The 16,194-nt window shown below is 47.9% G+C and carries 13 protein-coding genes; 11 read left to right on the forward strand and 2 right to left on the reverse strand.

Annotation, left to right across the window (positions count from 1 at the left end):
• Positions 1–7 precede the first annotated feature (7 nt).
• Complete coding sequence (gene rplQ / locus ACZ5DR_RS06555; RefSeq protein ID WP_055462827.1) at positions 8–391, forward strand: 50S ribosomal protein L17; 384 nt, start codon at positions 8–10, stop codon at positions 389–391.
• Between the two features lie 128 nt (positions 392–519).
• Here rplQ and uvrA read toward each other — a convergent pair whose 3' ends face one another.
• Positions 520–3,339, reverse strand: a complete 2,820-nt coding sequence (uvrA, locus tag ACZ5DR_RS06560) for an excinuclease ABC subunit UvrA (protein WP_377365761.1) — start codon at positions 3,337–3,339, stop codon at positions 520–522.
• Positions 3,340–3,491: 152 nt separating this feature from the next.
• Between uvrA and ACZ5DR_RS06565 the strand changes: the two genes are divergently transcribed.
• Together ACZ5DR_RS06565 and ssb are read left to right on the forward strand one after the other, a co-directional pair.
• Positions 3,492–4,850, forward strand: coding sequence for an MFS transporter (locus ACZ5DR_RS06565; protein ID WP_377365759.1), 1,359 nt, complete (start codon positions 3,492–3,494; stop codon positions 4,848–4,850).
• Between the two features lie 33 nt (positions 4,851–4,883).
• Positions 4,884–5,555 (forward strand): single-stranded DNA-binding protein, encoded by a 672-nt coding sequence (gene ssb, locus ACZ5DR_RS06570; protein WP_377365757.1) that lies wholly within the window; start codon positions 4,884–4,886, stop codon positions 5,553–5,555.
• A gap of 92 nt (positions 5,556–5,647) precedes the next feature.
• Here ssb and ACZ5DR_RS06575 read toward each other — a convergent pair whose 3' ends face one another.
• Positions 5,648–6,607, reverse strand: a complete 960-nt coding sequence (locus ACZ5DR_RS06575) for a LysR family transcriptional regulator (protein ID WP_377365755.1) — start codon at positions 6,605–6,607, stop codon at positions 5,648–5,650.
• A gap of 239 nt (positions 6,608–6,846) precedes the next feature.
• Here ACZ5DR_RS06575 and ACZ5DR_RS06580 point away from each other — a divergent pair, with 239 nt between their 5' ends.
• From ACZ5DR_RS06580 to ACZ5DR_RS06615, 8 genes are all read left to right on the forward strand, one after another.
• Positions 6,847–7,887 carry a TRAP transporter substrate-binding protein gene (locus ACZ5DR_RS06580; protein WP_377365753.1) on the forward strand — a complete coding sequence of 347 codons (1,041 nt, stop codon included), beginning with the start codon at positions 6,847–6,849 and terminating at the stop codon, positions 7,885–7,887.
• The gene (locus ACZ5DR_RS06585; RefSeq protein WP_377365751.1) at positions 7,887–8,489 is read left to right on the forward strand and encodes a TRAP transporter small permease subunit; all 603 of its coding nucleotides are present in this window, start codon (positions 7,887–7,889) and stop codon (positions 8,487–8,489) included. The genes ACZ5DR_RS06580 and ACZ5DR_RS06585 overlap by 1 nt, the downstream gene beginning before the upstream one ends.
• Positions 8,486–9,772 (forward strand): TRAP transporter large permease, encoded by a 1,287-nt coding sequence (locus ACZ5DR_RS06590; protein WP_377365749.1) that lies wholly within the window; start codon positions 8,486–8,488, stop codon positions 9,770–9,772. The genes ACZ5DR_RS06585 and ACZ5DR_RS06590 overlap by 4 nt, the downstream gene beginning before the upstream one ends.
• A 38-nt stretch (positions 9,773–9,810) precedes the next feature.
• Positions 9,811–10,596 carry a D-glutamate cyclase family protein gene (locus ACZ5DR_RS06595; protein ID WP_377365747.1) on the forward strand — a complete coding sequence of 262 codons (786 nt, stop codon included), beginning with the start codon at positions 9,811–9,813 and terminating at the stop codon, positions 10,594–10,596.
• A 202-nt stretch (positions 10,597–10,798) separates the two neighbouring features.
• A complete protein-coding gene (locus ACZ5DR_RS06600) occupies positions 10,799–11,230 on the forward strand; it encodes an MgtC/SapB family protein (RefSeq protein ID WP_377365745.1) in 432 nt (143 codons plus the stop codon).
• Positions 11,231–11,413: 183 nt separating this feature from the next.
• Positions 11,414–11,992, forward strand: coding sequence for a DNA endonuclease SmrA (smrA, locus tag ACZ5DR_RS06605; RefSeq protein ID WP_377365743.1), 579 nt, complete (start codon positions 11,414–11,416; stop codon positions 11,990–11,992).
• A 128-nt stretch (positions 11,993–12,120) separates the two neighbouring features.
• Positions 12,121–15,048, forward strand: a complete 2,928-nt coding sequence (locus ACZ5DR_RS06610) for an insulinase family protein (protein WP_377365741.1) — start codon at positions 12,121–12,123, stop codon at positions 15,046–15,048.
• Positions 15,049–15,078: 30 nt separating this feature from the next.
• Positions 15,079–16,194: a 1-acyl-sn-glycerol-3-phosphate acyltransferase gene (locus ACZ5DR_RS06615; protein ID WP_377365739.1), complete on the forward strand. Its 1,116-nt coding sequence runs from the start codon at positions 15,079–15,081 to the stop codon at positions 16,192–16,194.

The following is a 16,194-nucleotide window of genomic DNA, read 5'->3' on the forward strand; positions in this document are numbered from 1 at the left end:
ATGTATAATGCGTCATCGTAAGAGTGGACGTCACTTAAACCGTACTAGCTCACATCGTAAAGCGATGTTCAAAAACATGGCTGCTTCTTTATTCGAGCACGAAGTTATTAAAACTACGTTGCCGAAAGCCAAAGAACTTCGTCGCGTTGCTGAGCCTTTGATCACATTGGCGAAAGAAGATTCCGTTGCGAATCGTCGCCTAGCCTTTGCTCGCACTCGCAGCAAAGATGCAGTAGGTAAATTGTTCTCTGAGCTTGGTCCTCGTTACCAAGGTCGTCCTGGCGGTTATGTTCGCATTCTTAAATGTGGCTTCCGTGCAGGTGACAATGCACCTATGGCTTACGTAGAACTGGTTGATCGTCCAGTTGCGGAAGCTGCAGACGCTGAGTAATTAGCATTTGCTTAAAAAGGCCGGGCTTTGCCCGGCTTTTTTCGTTTTGGCGGTATCTATCAAGATATTCAAAGCTGAGATAAAAAAAAGGGACTGCTAAGCAGTCCCTTTTTTATGCACTGTCATGGTTACAGCATGGTTTTTAAGAATCGACCAGTGTGGGAAACCTCAGATTTAGCAACCTCTTCCGGTGTGCCTTCAGCAATAATATAGCCGCCTCCGCTGCCTCCCTCAGGACCAAGGTCTACAATCCAATCCGCAGTCTTGATCACATCAAGATTATGCTCGATGACAACAATCGTATTGCCGTGATCACGCAAACGGTGCAGTACCGACAACAGCAGTTCGATGTCTGCGAAATGAAGGCCTGTTGTTGGCTCATCTAAGATGTACAGTGTTTTGCCGGTATCTCGTTTGGATAGCTCTTTAGCCAGTTTTACCCGTTGGGCTTCGCCGCCGGAGAGTGTGGTGGCTGCTTGCCCCAAACGAATATAGCCAAGGCCAACGTCAATGAGGGTTTGGAGTTTGCGAGCGATTGACGGGACTGGGTCGAAGAACTCTCGAGCTTCCTCGATGGTCATTTCCAGACATTCGTGAATATTTTTACCCTTGTAGGTGATTTCTAATGTTTCACGATTGTACCGCTGACCTTTACAGACATCACAAGGGACATACACGTCAGGTAAGAAATGCATCTCTACCTTGATCACCCCATCACCTTGACAGGCCTCACAGCGACCGCCTTTTACGTTAAAAGAGAATCGTCCTGGTTTATAGCCACGTGACCGTGCTTCCTGTGTCGCAGCAAATAGTTCCCGCATAGGAGTGAAAATGCCAGTGTAAGTGGCTGGGTTAGAACGTGGCGTTCGACCGATAGGACTTTGGTCAATATCCACGCACTTATCAAAATGATCCAGTCCTTCTACTTTCTCATAGCCTGCTGGTTTGAGTGTGGTGGCACCATTTAGAGCGGTTGCGGCAAGTGGAAACAGGGTACCGTTGATGAGTGTCGACTTACCAGAGCCGGAAACCCCTGTGACACATGTCATGACACCGACAGGGATATTCAGGGTCACATCGTTTAAGTTATTGCCATTGGCCCCGTGCAAGGTAAGTTGCTGGCCTCCTGTGGCTTTCTGCCTTATCTCTGGAATCTTGATTGAGCGTTCACCGGTCAAATACTGCCCGGTAACTGAGTTCTTACATGCCATGATGTCATCTGGCGTACCGGACGCAATCACTTGTCCTCCGTGAACACCTGCGCCAGGGCCGATATCCACAACGTGGTCTGCTATGCGTATTGCATCTTCATCATGCTCAACGACAATGACTGTGTTACCTAGGTCTCGTAATCGAGTGAGTGTGGCGATTAACCGTTCGTTGTCCCGTTGGTGCAAGCCAATGGAGGGTTCGTCAAGGATGTACATGACACCTACTAGCCCAGCGCCAATCTGGCTCGCAAGACGGATACGCTGAGCTTCACCACCGGATAATGAATCCGCTTTTCGGTCGAGTGTTAAATAGTCCAGGCCTACGTTCACTAAGAAAGTGAGTCGGTCTCGGATTTCTTTTAGGATCTTTGAGGCGATTTCGCCCTTCGCGCCCGTTAACTGTAATGTCTCGAAGTATTCTAGGCATTCTGCAATGGGCTTTTTAACAATGTCCGGTAAGGTTTCAGAGGCAATAAAGACGTTACGTGCTGCACGATTTAATCGGGTACCGTGACAACTTGGGCATGGCTTCACACTAATGTACTGTGACAAGTCTTCACGAACGCTGTCTGACTCGGTTTCTAGATAACGACGATTTAGGTTAGGTAAAACCCCTTCAAAGGCATGGGAGCGTGTCATTTTATCGCCACGCTCATTGATGTAGACAAAGTCGATCTTGTCTTTGCCTGAACCATTAAGGATTTTATCTTGGTAGTGACTAGGTATGTCTTTGAACTTGGCATTGATATCAAAGCCATAAAAGTTCGCTAAGGCATTGAGCTGCTGGAAGTAGAATATACTGCGACGGCCCCAGCCACGGATAGCGCCTTCTCCTAGGGTCAGGTTTTCATCTTGAATCACTCGATCCGCATCAAAGACTTGGTGGGTGCCTAAGCCGTCACAAGTCTGACATGCGCCATTTGGGTTGTTGAAGGAGAATAGGCGGGGTTCAAGCTCGGTGATAGCGTAGCCACACACAGGGCAGGCAAATTTGCTTGAGAATACCAGTTCGTCTTTCTCGTCATCCATGTTGATGACTTTGGCAATGCCATCAGATAGGGCCAAGCAGGTTTCAAAGGATTCTGCGAGGCGTAACTGTAGGTCTGAACGTACTTTGAAACGATCAATGACCACTTCGATGGTGTGCTTTTTGTTTTTTTCTAGGGCGGGGGCATCGTCTAGATCAACGACAATGCCGTCTATTCGTGCACGGACGAACCCCTTGGAAAGTAGCTCGCTGATGGTGTGTAAGTGCTCACCTTTACGATCTTTGACAATGGGGGCGAGCAGCATCATTTTGCTTTCTTCGGGCAGCGCTAAAACTTTATCAACCATCTGACTAATGGTTTGAGCTTCTAGTGGCTCTCCATGATCTGGACAGCGTGGTTGACCTGCACGAGCAAACAGCAGACGTAGATAATCGTAAATTTCGGTGATGGTTCCCACGGTAGAGCGCGGGTTATGGGAGGTAGACTTTTGCTCGATGGAGATCGCTGGGGATAAGCCTTCGATATGGTCGATGTCGGGCTTTTCCATCATGGATAAAAACTGGCGTGCATACGTAGAAAGGGACTCAACGTAACGACGTTGTCCTTCCGCGTAAAGAGTGTCAAAAGCCAGTGACGATTTACCTGATCCCGATAGCCCTGTAATCACTACGAGCTTGTCGCGAGGAATATCTAAATCGATGTTTTTTAGATTGTGTGTCCGCGCACCGCGAATCGTTATGGTATCCATGCGTCTCCAAAAATAATGCAACCAAGGAAAAAATCATTCAAAATAGAATAACTGTCTATTTTTACAGTACTTGAAATAGAGCTTCAACGGTATTTTTAGTAAAATCCCGGATCTTTCAACAATCATCTCCTAATACGCAAGTAGTAACTTCTATGGATGTCATCGAACGTCGTTCAGTATTAGCTCTCGCATTGGTTTATTTGTTCCGTATGTTGGGCTTGTTTCTGATAATGCCTGTCATCAGTGTTGCCGCTGATGGCCTTGATGGTGCCGATGCGGCGCTTATCGGGACGGCTATTGGTATTTACGGCTTTACACAAGCGTCGTTACAGATCCCCATGGGGATGATGTCGGATAAGATTGGTCGTAAAAAAGTCATTCTGTTTGGCTTGATTCTTTTTGCTTTGGGAAGCGTCATTTGTGCCAACGCAGACAGTATTGCTAGCTTGATTATTGGTCGGGCGATTCAAGGGGCAGGGGCGATTGCTAGTACCTTGATGGCTCTGCTTAGCGATGTGACGAAAGAGCAAAACCGAACCAAAGCCATGGCAACGGTAGGGATCAGCATTGGTGCATCTTTTATGTTGTCGCTGATTCTAGGTCCTATTTTGTTCCAATGGGTTGGGTTGTCTGGGTTATTCTATTTGTCCTTTGCTTTCTCCTTTGTTGGTATGGCATTGGTGATTTGGGCGGTGCCAAATGTCACGCAGCATTCCTTCCGTCGTGATACGACCCCCAGTTATCAGGCTTTGGGGCGTGTCATAAAAGATGGTCGCTTGCGTTTCCTAAACGTGAGCGTGTTGTTATTGCATGGAAGTTTAACGGCTTTGTTTGTGGCTATCCCCTCCATGTTGGTTGAGCGCTATGGGTTAGCCTTAGGGCAGCACAGTATTCTTTATTTGGTCGTCATGGCGGCGGCATTCATTGCGATGTTGCCTTTGGTCATTGCCGCGGAAGGTAAAGGAAAGATGAAACAGGTGCTTACCTTGGTGATTTTCTTAATGGGGCTGACAACCCTGTTAATGGAATGGACAACACATTTATGGTTGTTTGCAATTGCGGTATGCTTGTTCTTTGTTGCTTTTAATACCCTTGAAGCCACTTTGCCATCAACCTTAAGTAAATTGGCACCGGTGGGCTATCGCGGCACCGCCATGGGGGTCTTCTCAACCCACCAGTTTATGGGGGCCTTTGTGGGTGGTGCTGGCGGCGGTTGGTTGCTACAAAACACTTCTGTAGAGACCATGTTTTCAGTGATTGGTGGTATGTGGCTTATTTGGTCAATTGTTAGCTTACTACAGCCTGTGCCGAGAAAAATTGCTAGTATGGCATTCAGTATCGCGACGCACAGTGAACAGGATATAGAACGCTTGAAGGAGCAGTTAAAAGCGATCCAAGGAGTGGAAGATATGCAGATTTTTGCAGATGAGCAGACTGCTTATCTGAAGGTAGATAAACAGCAGTTAGATAAAGCGGCACTGCAGCAAGTGGCACCGCAAATTCAGTTATAAGATTTTAGACAGTTAAAGCATTGGAGTGACCTCATGGCACGTGGAATAAATAAAGTAATCTTGATTGGCAACGCAGGCAGTGATGCAGAAGTGCGTTTCATGCCATCTGGCGCAGCCGTTGCAAACGTGAACCTAGCAACAACAGAAAGCTGGCGTGACCGTCAAACAGGTCAAATGCAAGAACGTACAGAGTGGCACCGCGTTGCTTTCATGGATCGTGGTAACTACCGCCTAGGTCAAATCGCAGGTGATTTCATTAAGAAAGGCTCTAAAGTGTATGTAGAAGGTTCTCTACGCACTCGTGAGTGGGAAAAAGACGGTATCAAGCGTTACACCACTGAAATCGTAGCCAATGAGATGCAACTGTTGGACGGCCGTGCTGACGGTCAGCAAGGTGGTTACGACAACAACATGGGTGGTGGATACGGTGGTGGTCAGCCACAGCAGTCGGCGCCTCAACAAGGCGGTTACGGTGCGCCCCAGCAACCAGCGCAACAGCCTCAGCAAGGTGGTTACGGTCAGCAGCCAGCACAAAGTGGTTACGGCCAGCCTCAACAAGCAGCACCAGCTGCGCAACCTCAATCATTTGGTAGCTGGGGTAACCAACCTCAACAGCCGCCACAACAAAAAGCGCCAGAGCAGCCGGCTAAGCCTCAGCAGCCTGCGCCAAACTTTGACGACTTTGATGACGATATTCCGTTCTAACCAAAGACAAATGTTAAAGAGTTTTGCTCAAAAAAGCCGCTATTAAGCGGTTTTTTTGTGTCTGGATGTTTGTTGTGGAGAAAGATTCAAGGCTAGTAAGGTTTGTATTGAATCGCACTCTTGTCCCCAACAAATCGAATGTAATGACGGCTTTCTTTTCGGCAGTAGTGGGCGCAAATCTTATTGATCAAGTCTGCCGTCGAGCAGATTGCTGGGGAGGCATTGCGCATATGGCTCAAACTGACTTTGGTGGCAGGAATGGTTGGATGATTCAGTTCGATCAGCTCGCCTTCTAGGAGTTCTTTTTTCACCAGTATGGCGGGCATGATGCCAATTCCAATGCCGCCTTTAACGAGGGAGATCATGGCGGCCAGAGAAGGGGAGCCCGATACGCGAATATCTGAAGCTGGCAGGCCATATTTTTCGCTAAGCTGCCGCAGGGTATCGAGGGCTAATTCATAGGGAACAGTTCCTCGCATCTGAGTAATAAACTGCTTACTCAGTAACTGGTCAAGGGGCTGGTCAACCCCTAAAGATCTTGGCTTAGATATCCAATGCTGCGGGAATTCCAAAATGTCGTAGCTGCTAAAGAAGGGGGTCGCAGTTTGGTCGCCGCTGACATGCATGATGATATCTAGTTCACGCAATATGAGGCGTTCCTTCAAATTCGTGGTCAGGTCTACGCTGAGATCGATTTGAATCCCCGGAATAAGTCGTTCTAAAAATCGCATAATTTTTGGCAACACTGTCAGCACAATCGACTCGTTTACCCCCAGCCTTAGTTTCGACGTATGGGTCTTAGTGGAGCTGGCATTTTTAAATGCCTCGGTCGCTTCCATAATGGCTTGGGCATAGCTAATAAGTTGAGCGCCTTTTGGAGTGATCTCGAGAGTCTTGTGGTTCCAGTTAAATAGGGTCACGCCCACTTGCTCCTCGAGCTTCTTGATTCTCATGGAAACGGTGCCAGGGGTCGTGTGCATTTGCCGAGCCACTTGCCGGACACTTTTAACCTCAGCTAGCTGGAGGAAGGTTTCAACAAATTTTGTGTTCATAAGTGCCTCAAGGTTGTGCGGTGACCAATGTTGGTGAAGAAAGCTGCTTAAAAAATGGGCATTAACTGTTTATTTTTTCTTAACAGGTAGGGCTAAAAATCTTCGATAGACAGAATATATCTCATGGTAAATGATGAAAATACGCTGTGAGGAGGTTTTTTTACAGTTAATTAGATGATTGCGTCTTTTGCTGTAAAGAAATAATGAACAATTATTTGTCTAGATCAACGGAGATTTTCATGAAAAAGCTGTTGCCTATGGTGGTTACGAGTATGTTGGCGATCAATGCGTATGCGGATGAATTGCCTGCGACACATTTGAAAGTGGTCGGGTCGGTGGGGACGTCTGCTTCTTACCGAGATTTTGAAGCGCCATTTTTCGGTGAAGAACTGGCAGAAGATTCTAACGGTCAGGTGACGGCGGAGATCCGTCCATTTAATGAGATGGGTCTCAAAGGTGGTGAGATTTTACGTTTGGTGAAGCAAGGTGTCATTGAATACGGCGCTACCATCATGGCCTATATGTCTTCCGATGATCCAGTGAACGAAGCCATCGATTTGGCAGGCTTAACAACGGATTATGACAGTGCTCGAGCCGTGACAGATGGTTTTAAACCTTATTTGAGTAAGGTCTACGACGATAAGTTTGATGCTAAGTTATTGGGCCTTTGGCCTAACCCAGCTCAGGTTCTGTACTGTAAAGGGGATATCCAAGATCTGGCCGACTTGAAAGGTAAGAAGGTTCGAACATCGTCTCGTACTCAAGCGGAATTCGTTGATGCCCTAGGCGGCACTGGCGTAACGATGGCATTTGGTGAGGTGGTGCCTGCACTGCAAAATGGTGTTGTTGATTGTGCGATTACGGCCACACTTTCAGGCAACTTGGCTAAGTGGTATGAGGTGTCTGACCACATCGTGGAGCTACCTATTGCATGGAACCAAATTGTTCTTGTGGTGAGCAATAAAACTTGGAACAACACCGCCCCAGAAACACAGGCTTACATTGAAAATAAAGTGGCAGCACTCGAATCCCGAATTTGGAACGAAGTGAAGTACCAAACAGAGCAGGGGTACGAATGTAACCAGGGGCTAGATAGCTGTGAGATTGGCTACAAAGGCGCTATGACACTGGTGAAAGCGGATGACGAAGACCGTGCTTTGTTGCATGAAACTCTATTGGCAGAAGTGGTGCCAAAGTGGGCGGAGCGCTGTACAGCCGAATGTGTTGAGGCGTGGAATGACACAGTAGGTCAAGTGGTTGATGTTAAGGCTGCCCCATAATGATGGGTGATCAAGCATTAGCAATCTGCAACTGGTTGGCCCGCTGGGCCGCCAGAGTAGCCGGCATTACCGTGCTGTTGGCAGCTTTGTTGGTTTCCGGCGATGTGATTGTGCGTAAGTTATTTGGCCTGACTATGGGGGGCTCAGATGAGCTCTCCGGTTATGCCTTGGCCATCGCAGTAAGCTGGGGCAGCTCTTCAGTGTTATTGAATCGCAGCCATATCCGCATCGATGTGCTTTATCAATATTTTCCTTGTGCCATTCAGGCAGTTTTTAACATTATTTCTTTGGTTGCTCTGGCGTCCTTTGTGGGCTTGTTGGTGCGCTACAGCTGGGAGGTTGTGTTTGCTTCTTGGGATATGAACTCTTTGAGTAATACACCATTGCAAACGCCTCTTTGGTTGCCCCAAGGGCTTTGGTTTGTGGGCTTTTGTTTGTTTCTTATCACTCTGATTGCGCTGTTGTGGAATAGCCTTTTTGCCTTAGTGAAAGGGGATGTTGACCGTGTGCAGCAGCTGTTGGCGCCTAAGTCTGGTTTGGATGAAGCCCAAGAAGAAGCCTCGTTTGCTAAATCCCAGTCGACACATCGGGAGGATGTATGATTTTAACCGCTGTATCGGTGTTGTTGTTTTTATTGGCGCTGTCGATCCCGGTGGCCGCCAGTATTGGTTTGCTCGGTGTGGTGCTGGATAAATTCTATTCGTTCCTACCTGTGACCCGAGCACTAGGGGAAGTGTCTTGGTCAACGAGTCATGAGTTCCTATTGGTATCGATCCCTCTGTTTATTCTATTAGGGGAATTGCTGTTGCGCTCTGGGTATGCAGAGCGCATGTATGATGCCCTGACGGTTTGGCTGAATTGGCTACCAGGTGGCTTGAATCATGCCAACATCGTGGCATGTGGTCTGTTTTCCGCTACCAGTGGTTCAAGTGTCGCGACCTCCGCTACGGTGGGTACGGTGGCTATACCTCAGGCGCGAAAGCACAAATACAACGAGCGTTTGTTTATCGGGTCACTGGCGGCTGGTGGTACCTTGGGTATTCTGATTCCACCATCCGTCAACATGATTATCTATGGTGTGCTAACGGATACCTCTGTGCCACGTTTGTATCTTGCTGGTTTATTGCCAGGGATCTGTTTGATCTTGATCTTCATGATTATCTTGGTGGTCGCTTGTGTCCTGAAACCAAGCTGGGGAGGTAAGCGAGAGCCTGCCAGTTGGTCCCATCGTGTGCGTTCCTTAGTGCATTTATTGCCGCCGTTATTACTGTTTCTGGTGGTGGTCGGTTCGATATATGCGGGCATCGCTACGCCCACGGAATCTGCTGGGTTGGGTGTGGTTGCCATGCTGATCTTAGCCGCAGCGAGTAAAAGGCTTACTTGGCGAGTGCTGTTAGAAGCCGTGGAAAATACGGTTAAGTCCACCGCGATGATTATGTTGATTGTGTTGGCCGCCTATTTCTTAAACTTTGTCATGACGGCTGTAGGGCTCACCGACGCCCTGGTAAGTTCCATTTACAGTCTTGGTATCAGTCCCAACATGATGCTGTTGTTAGTGATTGGTCTGTTCCTATTGCTGGGCTGCTTTATGGAAACTCTGTCTCTGATGATCACAACGGTGCCGATTATCGCTCCCGTGATGATTCAGCTCGGTTTTGATCCCATTTGGTTCGGCATTTTGGTGATTGTTTTGATTGAGTCCGCGCTGATTACACCGCCTGTGGGATTAAATTTGTTTGTTGTTCAAAACGTTCGCGGCTCTGGCCCTATGCACGACACTATCATTGGCGTGACGCCGTTTGTCATTGGCTTGTTCATCATGATCGGGGTATTGATCTTGGTGCCGGGTGTGGCGACTTGGTTGCCTGAGTTGGTGATGGGCTAATTTAGCTACTGAGTGTTATTTTTTGGAAGGAATGAGTGATGAAGAAAGAGGATTTTAAAACGCCTCTAGAGTTACGCCTTAGTATTGCAAAGGGCGAGTGGGATCAGCCAACTTCGGGTATGTTGGGTGATTATCAGCAGGCGAATTTGGCTGTTGTACCAAAGGATCAAGCCTACGACTTCCTGCTGTTTTGTGTGCGTAACCCTAAAAGCTGCCCACTATTGGCGGTGTCTGAAGTAGGGGACCCTGTGATTCATTTTCAAGGGTCTGAGATTAATGTGTGCACCATGTTACCCCGTTATCGCATGTGGAAAGAGGGGGAGTATGTTGGTGAAACACTGGATCTGACCGAGTACTGGCAAGACGACTCTGTTGCGTTTTTGCTGGGTTGTAGTCATACCTTTGATGCCCCATTAAACCGAGCAGGTATTCCTGTGAGTGCGGAAGCTCCTGCTGTGTATTATTCCAATATTCCATGTCAGTCGGTGGGCGCTATTCAGGGCAATATGGCTGTGAGTATGCGTCCCGTAGCGGCGGACAAGGTGGCGCTGGCGACAACCATTACTGCCCGCTACCCATCAGGCCATGGGGCGCCAGTTCATATTGGCGATCCTGCGCTGATCGGCATTGACACTTTAGAGAACCCTGACTTTGGTGTGTTTGGTGGCGTGCCAGAGGGCTATGTGCCGGTGTTCTGGGCCTGTGGAGTAACTCCGCAAGCGGTCTTGCCTAATAGTGGAGGCGCCTATTTGTTTACGCACTTTGCGGGTCATATGCTGGTGCTGGATCAAACGGTAGACGAGGTCGCTGCCAGCCTGCTTTAACTTATGCACACTTTGCGACGGGAAGGGGAGACTCTTGTCGTCGTACTTTTCCTATATTCCCTTTCTGAAATCCCCCTGTTTAGTGCCTTAATTGTGGTGATTCTGTTCATATAGCGTGAATTTTGATACTGGAACTATCGTATATGTAATTCACTCCGTAAGCTTAAATGTCACAAAAATCATTGGTTGAAAGGATATCAATATGCTGGATTTGGACTTCTCTCTGATTCTCCATCATTTAACCCAGATGGGTGTGGCGTTTCTATTGTCTCTGCCGATTGCGTTAAATCGTGAGCACCATGATCGTGGTGCTGGGTTGCGAACCTTTCCATTGGTAACGATAGCGTCTTGCTCTTTTATGTTAGTTGGAATGAGCGTATATGAAGGATCTGATGCGGAGGCTCGAGTGATGTACGCCGTGATCACAGGGATGGGCTTTATCGGTGGCGGGGCTATATTTAAAAGTGGTGACTCTATTTCCGGGACGGCTACAGCGGCGGGTATTTGGAACACTGGTGCGATTGGTGTGTCGGTGGCCTACAGTCGATATGAAATCGCCATTTTGCTATCGATTATTGGCTTTTTGATCTTTCAATTCTCTGGGGCAGTAAAACGACAAACTGCCAAAGAATAGGTCTTGAAGTGTGTTCGTTGTTCGAACGTGAAGCTGTTATAATAGGAGTATTTTTATAACAGCTATTAGGGCTTGCGGCGGGTTCGTGGGCTCTAACTCCTTCCTTCTCGTTTGTTGAGGTTCCTTTGGGAGCCTTTTTTGTCCTTGAAAGAGGGTTAGGGAAGGTGGGTATCGAGGTGAAGTATGCAAGAGGATGACAGCGATTTCTCTTTGTTCGCACAAGAGGTTCAAGGTATTAAACCTCTAAAAAAGACTGAGATCTACCTAGGTAAAAAGCAAGGTGAGATTGATTTTACGGAGCGGCAAAAAGCAGCCCTGATTGCGAAGGTTGAAGATCGGAATCATTTGTCCAAAGACTATGTGGAACGTGTCGATCCCAATGACATGCTGGAATATAAGCGTCCAGGGGTGCAAGACGGCGTGTTTAAGCGTTTGCGTCAGGGGAAATATGGCGTGGATGCCCGTTTAGATCTCCATCGCCGTACCGTGGATCAAGCCCGTCGAGATGTGTTTCAGTTTATCGAAGACTGTATGCGAAATGACATTCGTGTTGGCATTATTGTTCACGGAAAAGGCGATCGTACGCCGGATAATCAAGCGACCATCAAGAGTTATATCAATAAGTGGTTACGGGATCTGGATGACGTGATGGCGTTTCACAGTGCCCAGCGACACCACGGGGGATTAGGGGCTGTTTACGTCCTGTTCCGTAAAAGCGAAAAAGCCCGTTTGGAAAACTGGGAACGTCATCAAAAGCGCTAGGTATTTGATGGTATTTCGTGCAGTTAAAATCACATTCTTGGTATAATCTGCATGCTTTTATTGCTTGAGATTGCGAAAAACTTCCCAATGATTCTAGTAATAGAAAAAGATTTTAATAGGGGTAAAACATGACAGTGAAGAATGCACACCACCCAGCGTTTACAGCTATTCGCAGCGAGTTTGTGGAAGCGTTAAATGTAACGGTGCAAGAGTATGAGCATAAGGTGACTGGTGCGAAGCATTTTCACATTGCCTCTGAAAACGATGAAAATGTTTTTCTCGTTGGCCTAAAAACGGTGCCGACGGATTCAACCGGCGTGGCACATATTCTTGAGCACTCCGTATTATGTGGCTCTGAGCGCTTCCCAGTGCGTGATCCGTTTTTCATGATGATTCGTCGTTCGTTAAATACTTTTATGAACGCCTTTACCTCATCTGATTGGACGGCTTACCCATTTGCCAGCAAAAATAAGAAGGATTTTCGTAACTTACTGGATGTGTATCTAGATGCGGTGTTCTTTTCTCGTCTGGACCCATTAGACTTTTCCCAAGAAGGGCACCGACTCGAATTCGCGGAACCGACTAACCCTGATTCTGAACTGACCTACAAAGGTGTGGTGTTTAATGAAATGAAGGGGGCCATGAGCTCTACCACATCGGTTCTATGGCAAGCGGTGACCAAATACCTGTTTCCTAGCAATACCTACCATTTCAACTCAGGTGGTGAGCCAACCGATATTCCGGATCTGTCTTACGATGAACTGATGGCGTTTTACCGTAAACACTACCATCCATCGAACGCGGTCTTTATGACCTTTGGTGATATTCCGGCGGATGAATTGCAAGAAGAGTTTGAAGCAAAAGTCTTAAGCCGCTTTGAGCGCCTAGACGACAAAGATCAAGTCAGTGTACCGAACGCGAAGCGTTACTTCTCTCCTTTACGAGTGGAAGAAGGCTATGCTGCAGAAGAGGCGAAAGAAAATGCCTCCCACGTAGTCGTAGGTTGGTTGCTGGGTGAAAGTATCGACTTAGCACAGCAATTTGAAGCGTCCTTGTTATCGAGCGTCCTTCTGGATAACTCTGCGTCACCCTTACGTCGTGTATTAGAAAACTCTGAGCTTGGCTCCTCCCCATCTCCTTTATGTGGCCTTGAAGACAGCAACAAAGAAATGAGCTTCATGTGTGGCCTGGAAGGAGTGAAGCGTGAGGATACCACAAACGTAGAAGCCTTGGTGTTGTCTACCTTAGAAGACATCGTAGAAAATGGTGTTGAGCAAGACATGGTTGATGCCATGCTGCATCAATTGGAGTTGAGTCAGCGAGAGATTGGCGGTGATAGCTATCCCTACGGGTTGCAGCTGATTCTAGGGGCCTTGTCTACCGCCGTTCATTCTGGCGATGTGATTGCGCAATTGGATCTGGATCCTGTGATCGAGCAAATGCGCGAGAAGGTTACCGATAAAGACTATATTCCAACCTTGGTGAAACGCTTGTTACTCGACAATGCTCACCGAATCACCTTGACCTTGAGTCCAGACGAAGCCCTTGAGGCACGTCGTAATCAAGCAGAAAAAGATCGCCTTAGTGCCATCAAAGCTGGGCTTTCAGAAGAGCAAACTCAGTACATCATTGAGCGCAGCCAAGCCTTGAAAGCTCGACAAGAGCAAGTGGATGACATGAGCATTCTGCCAAAGGTTGGCATGGAAGATGTGCCAGCAGCCCTGCCTGAATACGAGCATGAAGCCATAGACGCTGCACTGCCAGTGTCCTTCTACCCGCAAGGGACGAACGGCTTGGTCTATCAACAATTAGTTGTCGATCTGCCAAAACTCACCGAAGACGAAACGAATGTGTTGCCTCTCTATAGCTCGTTAATGACGGAGCTAGGTGTTGGTGAAGACGACTATCTGGCGATCCAGTCACGCCAAGCTCAGGTTTGTGGTGGTTTGGGAGCGCATTCTTCTATTCGCCCTGAGATCATAGATAAGCAGCGAGTGAGCGGTTACTTCGTCTTAAGTTCTAAGGCCCTTGTGCCGAATACTGCGGCCATGACAAAACTGATGGTGGATACTTTTCAATCCGTCCGTTTTGATGAAGTAGGGCGTATTAAAGAGTTGATTGCTCAGCGCCGTGCCCGTCGCGAACGTTCCGTGACAGGTCAGGGCCACGCTCTAGCCATGAGTGCAGCTACGAGTGGTATGTCTGGTCTCGCTGCCCAGCAAGAAGCTTGGGGAGGCATGACAGGCATCCGTAACCTGATTGAGATGGATGATGCGTTAAAAGCCGATCCAGCGGCTGTAACTGCTTTGTGTCAAACCCTAAAAACCATTCACGAAAAACTCCAGCAATGTGCGAAGCGTGTTCTATTGGTGGCAGAGCCCCACCATAAAGAAACGCTGCTGGAAGCGATTCGTCCAGCTTGGGCGAGTATTGAGAACCATGAGCAATTGACCGCCTTTGCCTTGCCGGCTGTGGACAACACAGTGAAGCAAGCTTGGGTGACGGCCACACAAGTGAGCTTCTGCGCGAAAGCCTTTAAGGCCGTAGCGGGTGAGCACCCGGATGTGGCGCCATTAACCGTTTTAGGTGGCTTCTTGCGCAATGGTTATCTACATCGTGCGATCCGTGAGCAGGGTGGCGCTTACGGTGGTGGCGCGACATTTGATGGTAGCGCTGGCGCTTTTCGCTTTTACTCGTACCGTGATCCGCGTTTGCTAGAAACCCTAGCGGACTTTGATGCGTCCATTGAGTGGTTGCTTAGCAACGAACACACAGAGGACGCCTTAGAAGAAGCGGTATTGGGCGTGATTGGTTCCATGGATAAGCCAGGCTCGCCAGCCGGTGAAGCGCAAGGAGACTACTTCCTACAACTTCATGGTCGAACGAAAGCCTACCGTGAGGCCTTCCGTGCAGGCATCTTGGCAGTAACGATTGAAGACTTGCAACGTGTTGCCAAGCTGTACCTGACCAAAGAGAACGAAAACACCGCCGTTGTCACTGCAAGCGCTAACAAAACCATGTTAACGGATGCTGGCTTCGACATTTGTACCTTATAAATTATAACGAAAATCTGAATGGAAAATTCAATGGATCAGTTTCATGACATACGCCCTTACAACGACGATGAGGTCGCCGGGGTGTTGGACAATTTGGTTAATACGCCGGACTTTATCGATACGATTGTCGGCTTTAAATTTGCCAAATGGCCGAAATGGACACGTGGTTTGCTAGCAGTGCTAGTAAAGCGCGTCTTGCGCAAGGAAGTGGGCAAAATCAGTGATGTGCGTTCCTTCCAAATGCAAGTGGCCAGCTACATGGAACGTATGATCAATACCACTACGACAGACGTAGAATATCGCGGTATTGATAAACTGGCGAAAAACGAGGGTTACCTGTTTTTATCAAACCACCGAGACATTGCCATGGATCCGGCTTTTGTAAACTATGGATTGTACCTAAACGGTTTAGACACGGTGCGCATTGCTATAGGTGACAACCTATTGCGTCGTCCCTTTGTGTCTGACCTGATGCGCTTAAATAAGAGCTTTATTGTAAAGCGCTCTGTTAATGGCGTACGTGAGATGATGGCTGCATTTGGGCAGCTGTCTGATTACATCACTCACTCTCTTACCAAAGAGCACAGCAACATCTGGATCGCTCAAAAAGAAGGGCGTGCGAAAGATGGCATGGATCAGACGGATCCAGCCATCATCAAGATGTTTTTCATGAGTCAGAAGAAGCAGAAGGTCAGCTTCCCTGAGGCCATGGCAAACCTAAAAATCGTACCTGTTTCTATCTCCTATGAATATGATCCTTGTGCCTTTGAGAAAGCTCGAGAGTTGCATCAAAAATCCACTACTGGGGCCTATGAGAAAACGGAATTCGAAGACATCGACAGTATTCGTAAAGGCATTGTAGGGCGTAAGGGTAAGGTCATTGTTACGTTTGGTGATGTGATCACGGAGAATTGCGACACACCAGATGCCATGGTGGCTGAGGTAGATCGTCAGATCATTGGCCATTACGCCATTCAATCGACCAATATTGCGGCGTCTAAAATGTTAAAAGGCGAAGCTGCTGGAGACCGTATTTTTGAAGAGTACATGGAAACGTGTCCTGAAGAACTGCGCGAGACAGTCTTGACGATGTACGCCAACCCTTTACTGCAGCAGCAGGCAAAAGGTCTAAGCGAGTCTAAATAA

The organism is Marinomonas vaga, assembly GCF_055388305.1.

Bases quoted from the DNA above. Each gene is read 5' to 3' on its own strand.
- rplQ (WP_055462827.1), top strand. From the start codon at position 8: ATGCGTCATCGTAAGAGTGGACGTCACTTAAACCGTACTAGCTCACAT.
- uvrA (WP_377365761.1), bottom strand. From the start codon at position 3,339: ATGGATACCATAACGATTCGCGGTGCGCGGACACACAATCTAAAAAAC.
- ACZ5DR_RS06565 (WP_377365759.1), top strand. From the start codon at position 3,492: ATGGATGTCATCGAACGTCGTTCAGTATTAGCTCTCGCATTGGTTTAT.
- ssb (WP_377365757.1), top strand. From the start codon at position 4,884: ATGGCACGTGGAATAAATAAAGTAATCTTGATTGGCAACGCAGGCAGT.
- ACZ5DR_RS06575 (WP_377365755.1), bottom strand. From the start codon at position 6,607: ATGAACACAAAATTTGTTGAAACCTTCCTCCAGCTAGCTGAGGTTAAA.
- ACZ5DR_RS06580 (WP_377365753.1), top strand. From the start codon at position 6,847: ATGAAAAAGCTGTTGCCTATGGTGGTTACGAGTATGTTGGCGATCAAT.
- ACZ5DR_RS06585 (WP_377365751.1), top strand. From the start codon at position 7,887: ATGATGGGTGATCAAGCATTAGCAATCTGCAACTGGTTGGCCCGCTGG.
- ACZ5DR_RS06590 (WP_377365749.1), top strand. From the start codon at position 8,486: ATGATTTTAACCGCTGTATCGGTGTTGTTGTTTTTATTGGCGCTGTCG.
- ACZ5DR_RS06595 (WP_377365747.1), top strand. From the start codon at position 9,811: ATGAAGAAAGAGGATTTTAAAACGCCTCTAGAGTTACGCCTTAGTATT.
- ACZ5DR_RS06600 (WP_377365745.1), top strand. From the start codon at position 10,799: ATGCTGGATTTGGACTTCTCTCTGATTCTCCATCATTTAACCCAGATG.
- smrA (WP_377365743.1), top strand. From the start codon at position 11,414: ATGCAAGAGGATGACAGCGATTTCTCTTTGTTCGCACAAGAGGTTCAA.
- ACZ5DR_RS06610 (WP_377365741.1), top strand. From the start codon at position 12,121: ATGACAGTGAAGAATGCACACCACCCAGCGTTTACAGCTATTCGCAGC.
- ACZ5DR_RS06615 (WP_377365739.1), top strand. From the start codon at position 15,079: ATGGATCAGTTTCATGACATACGCCCTTACAACGACGATGAGGTCGCC.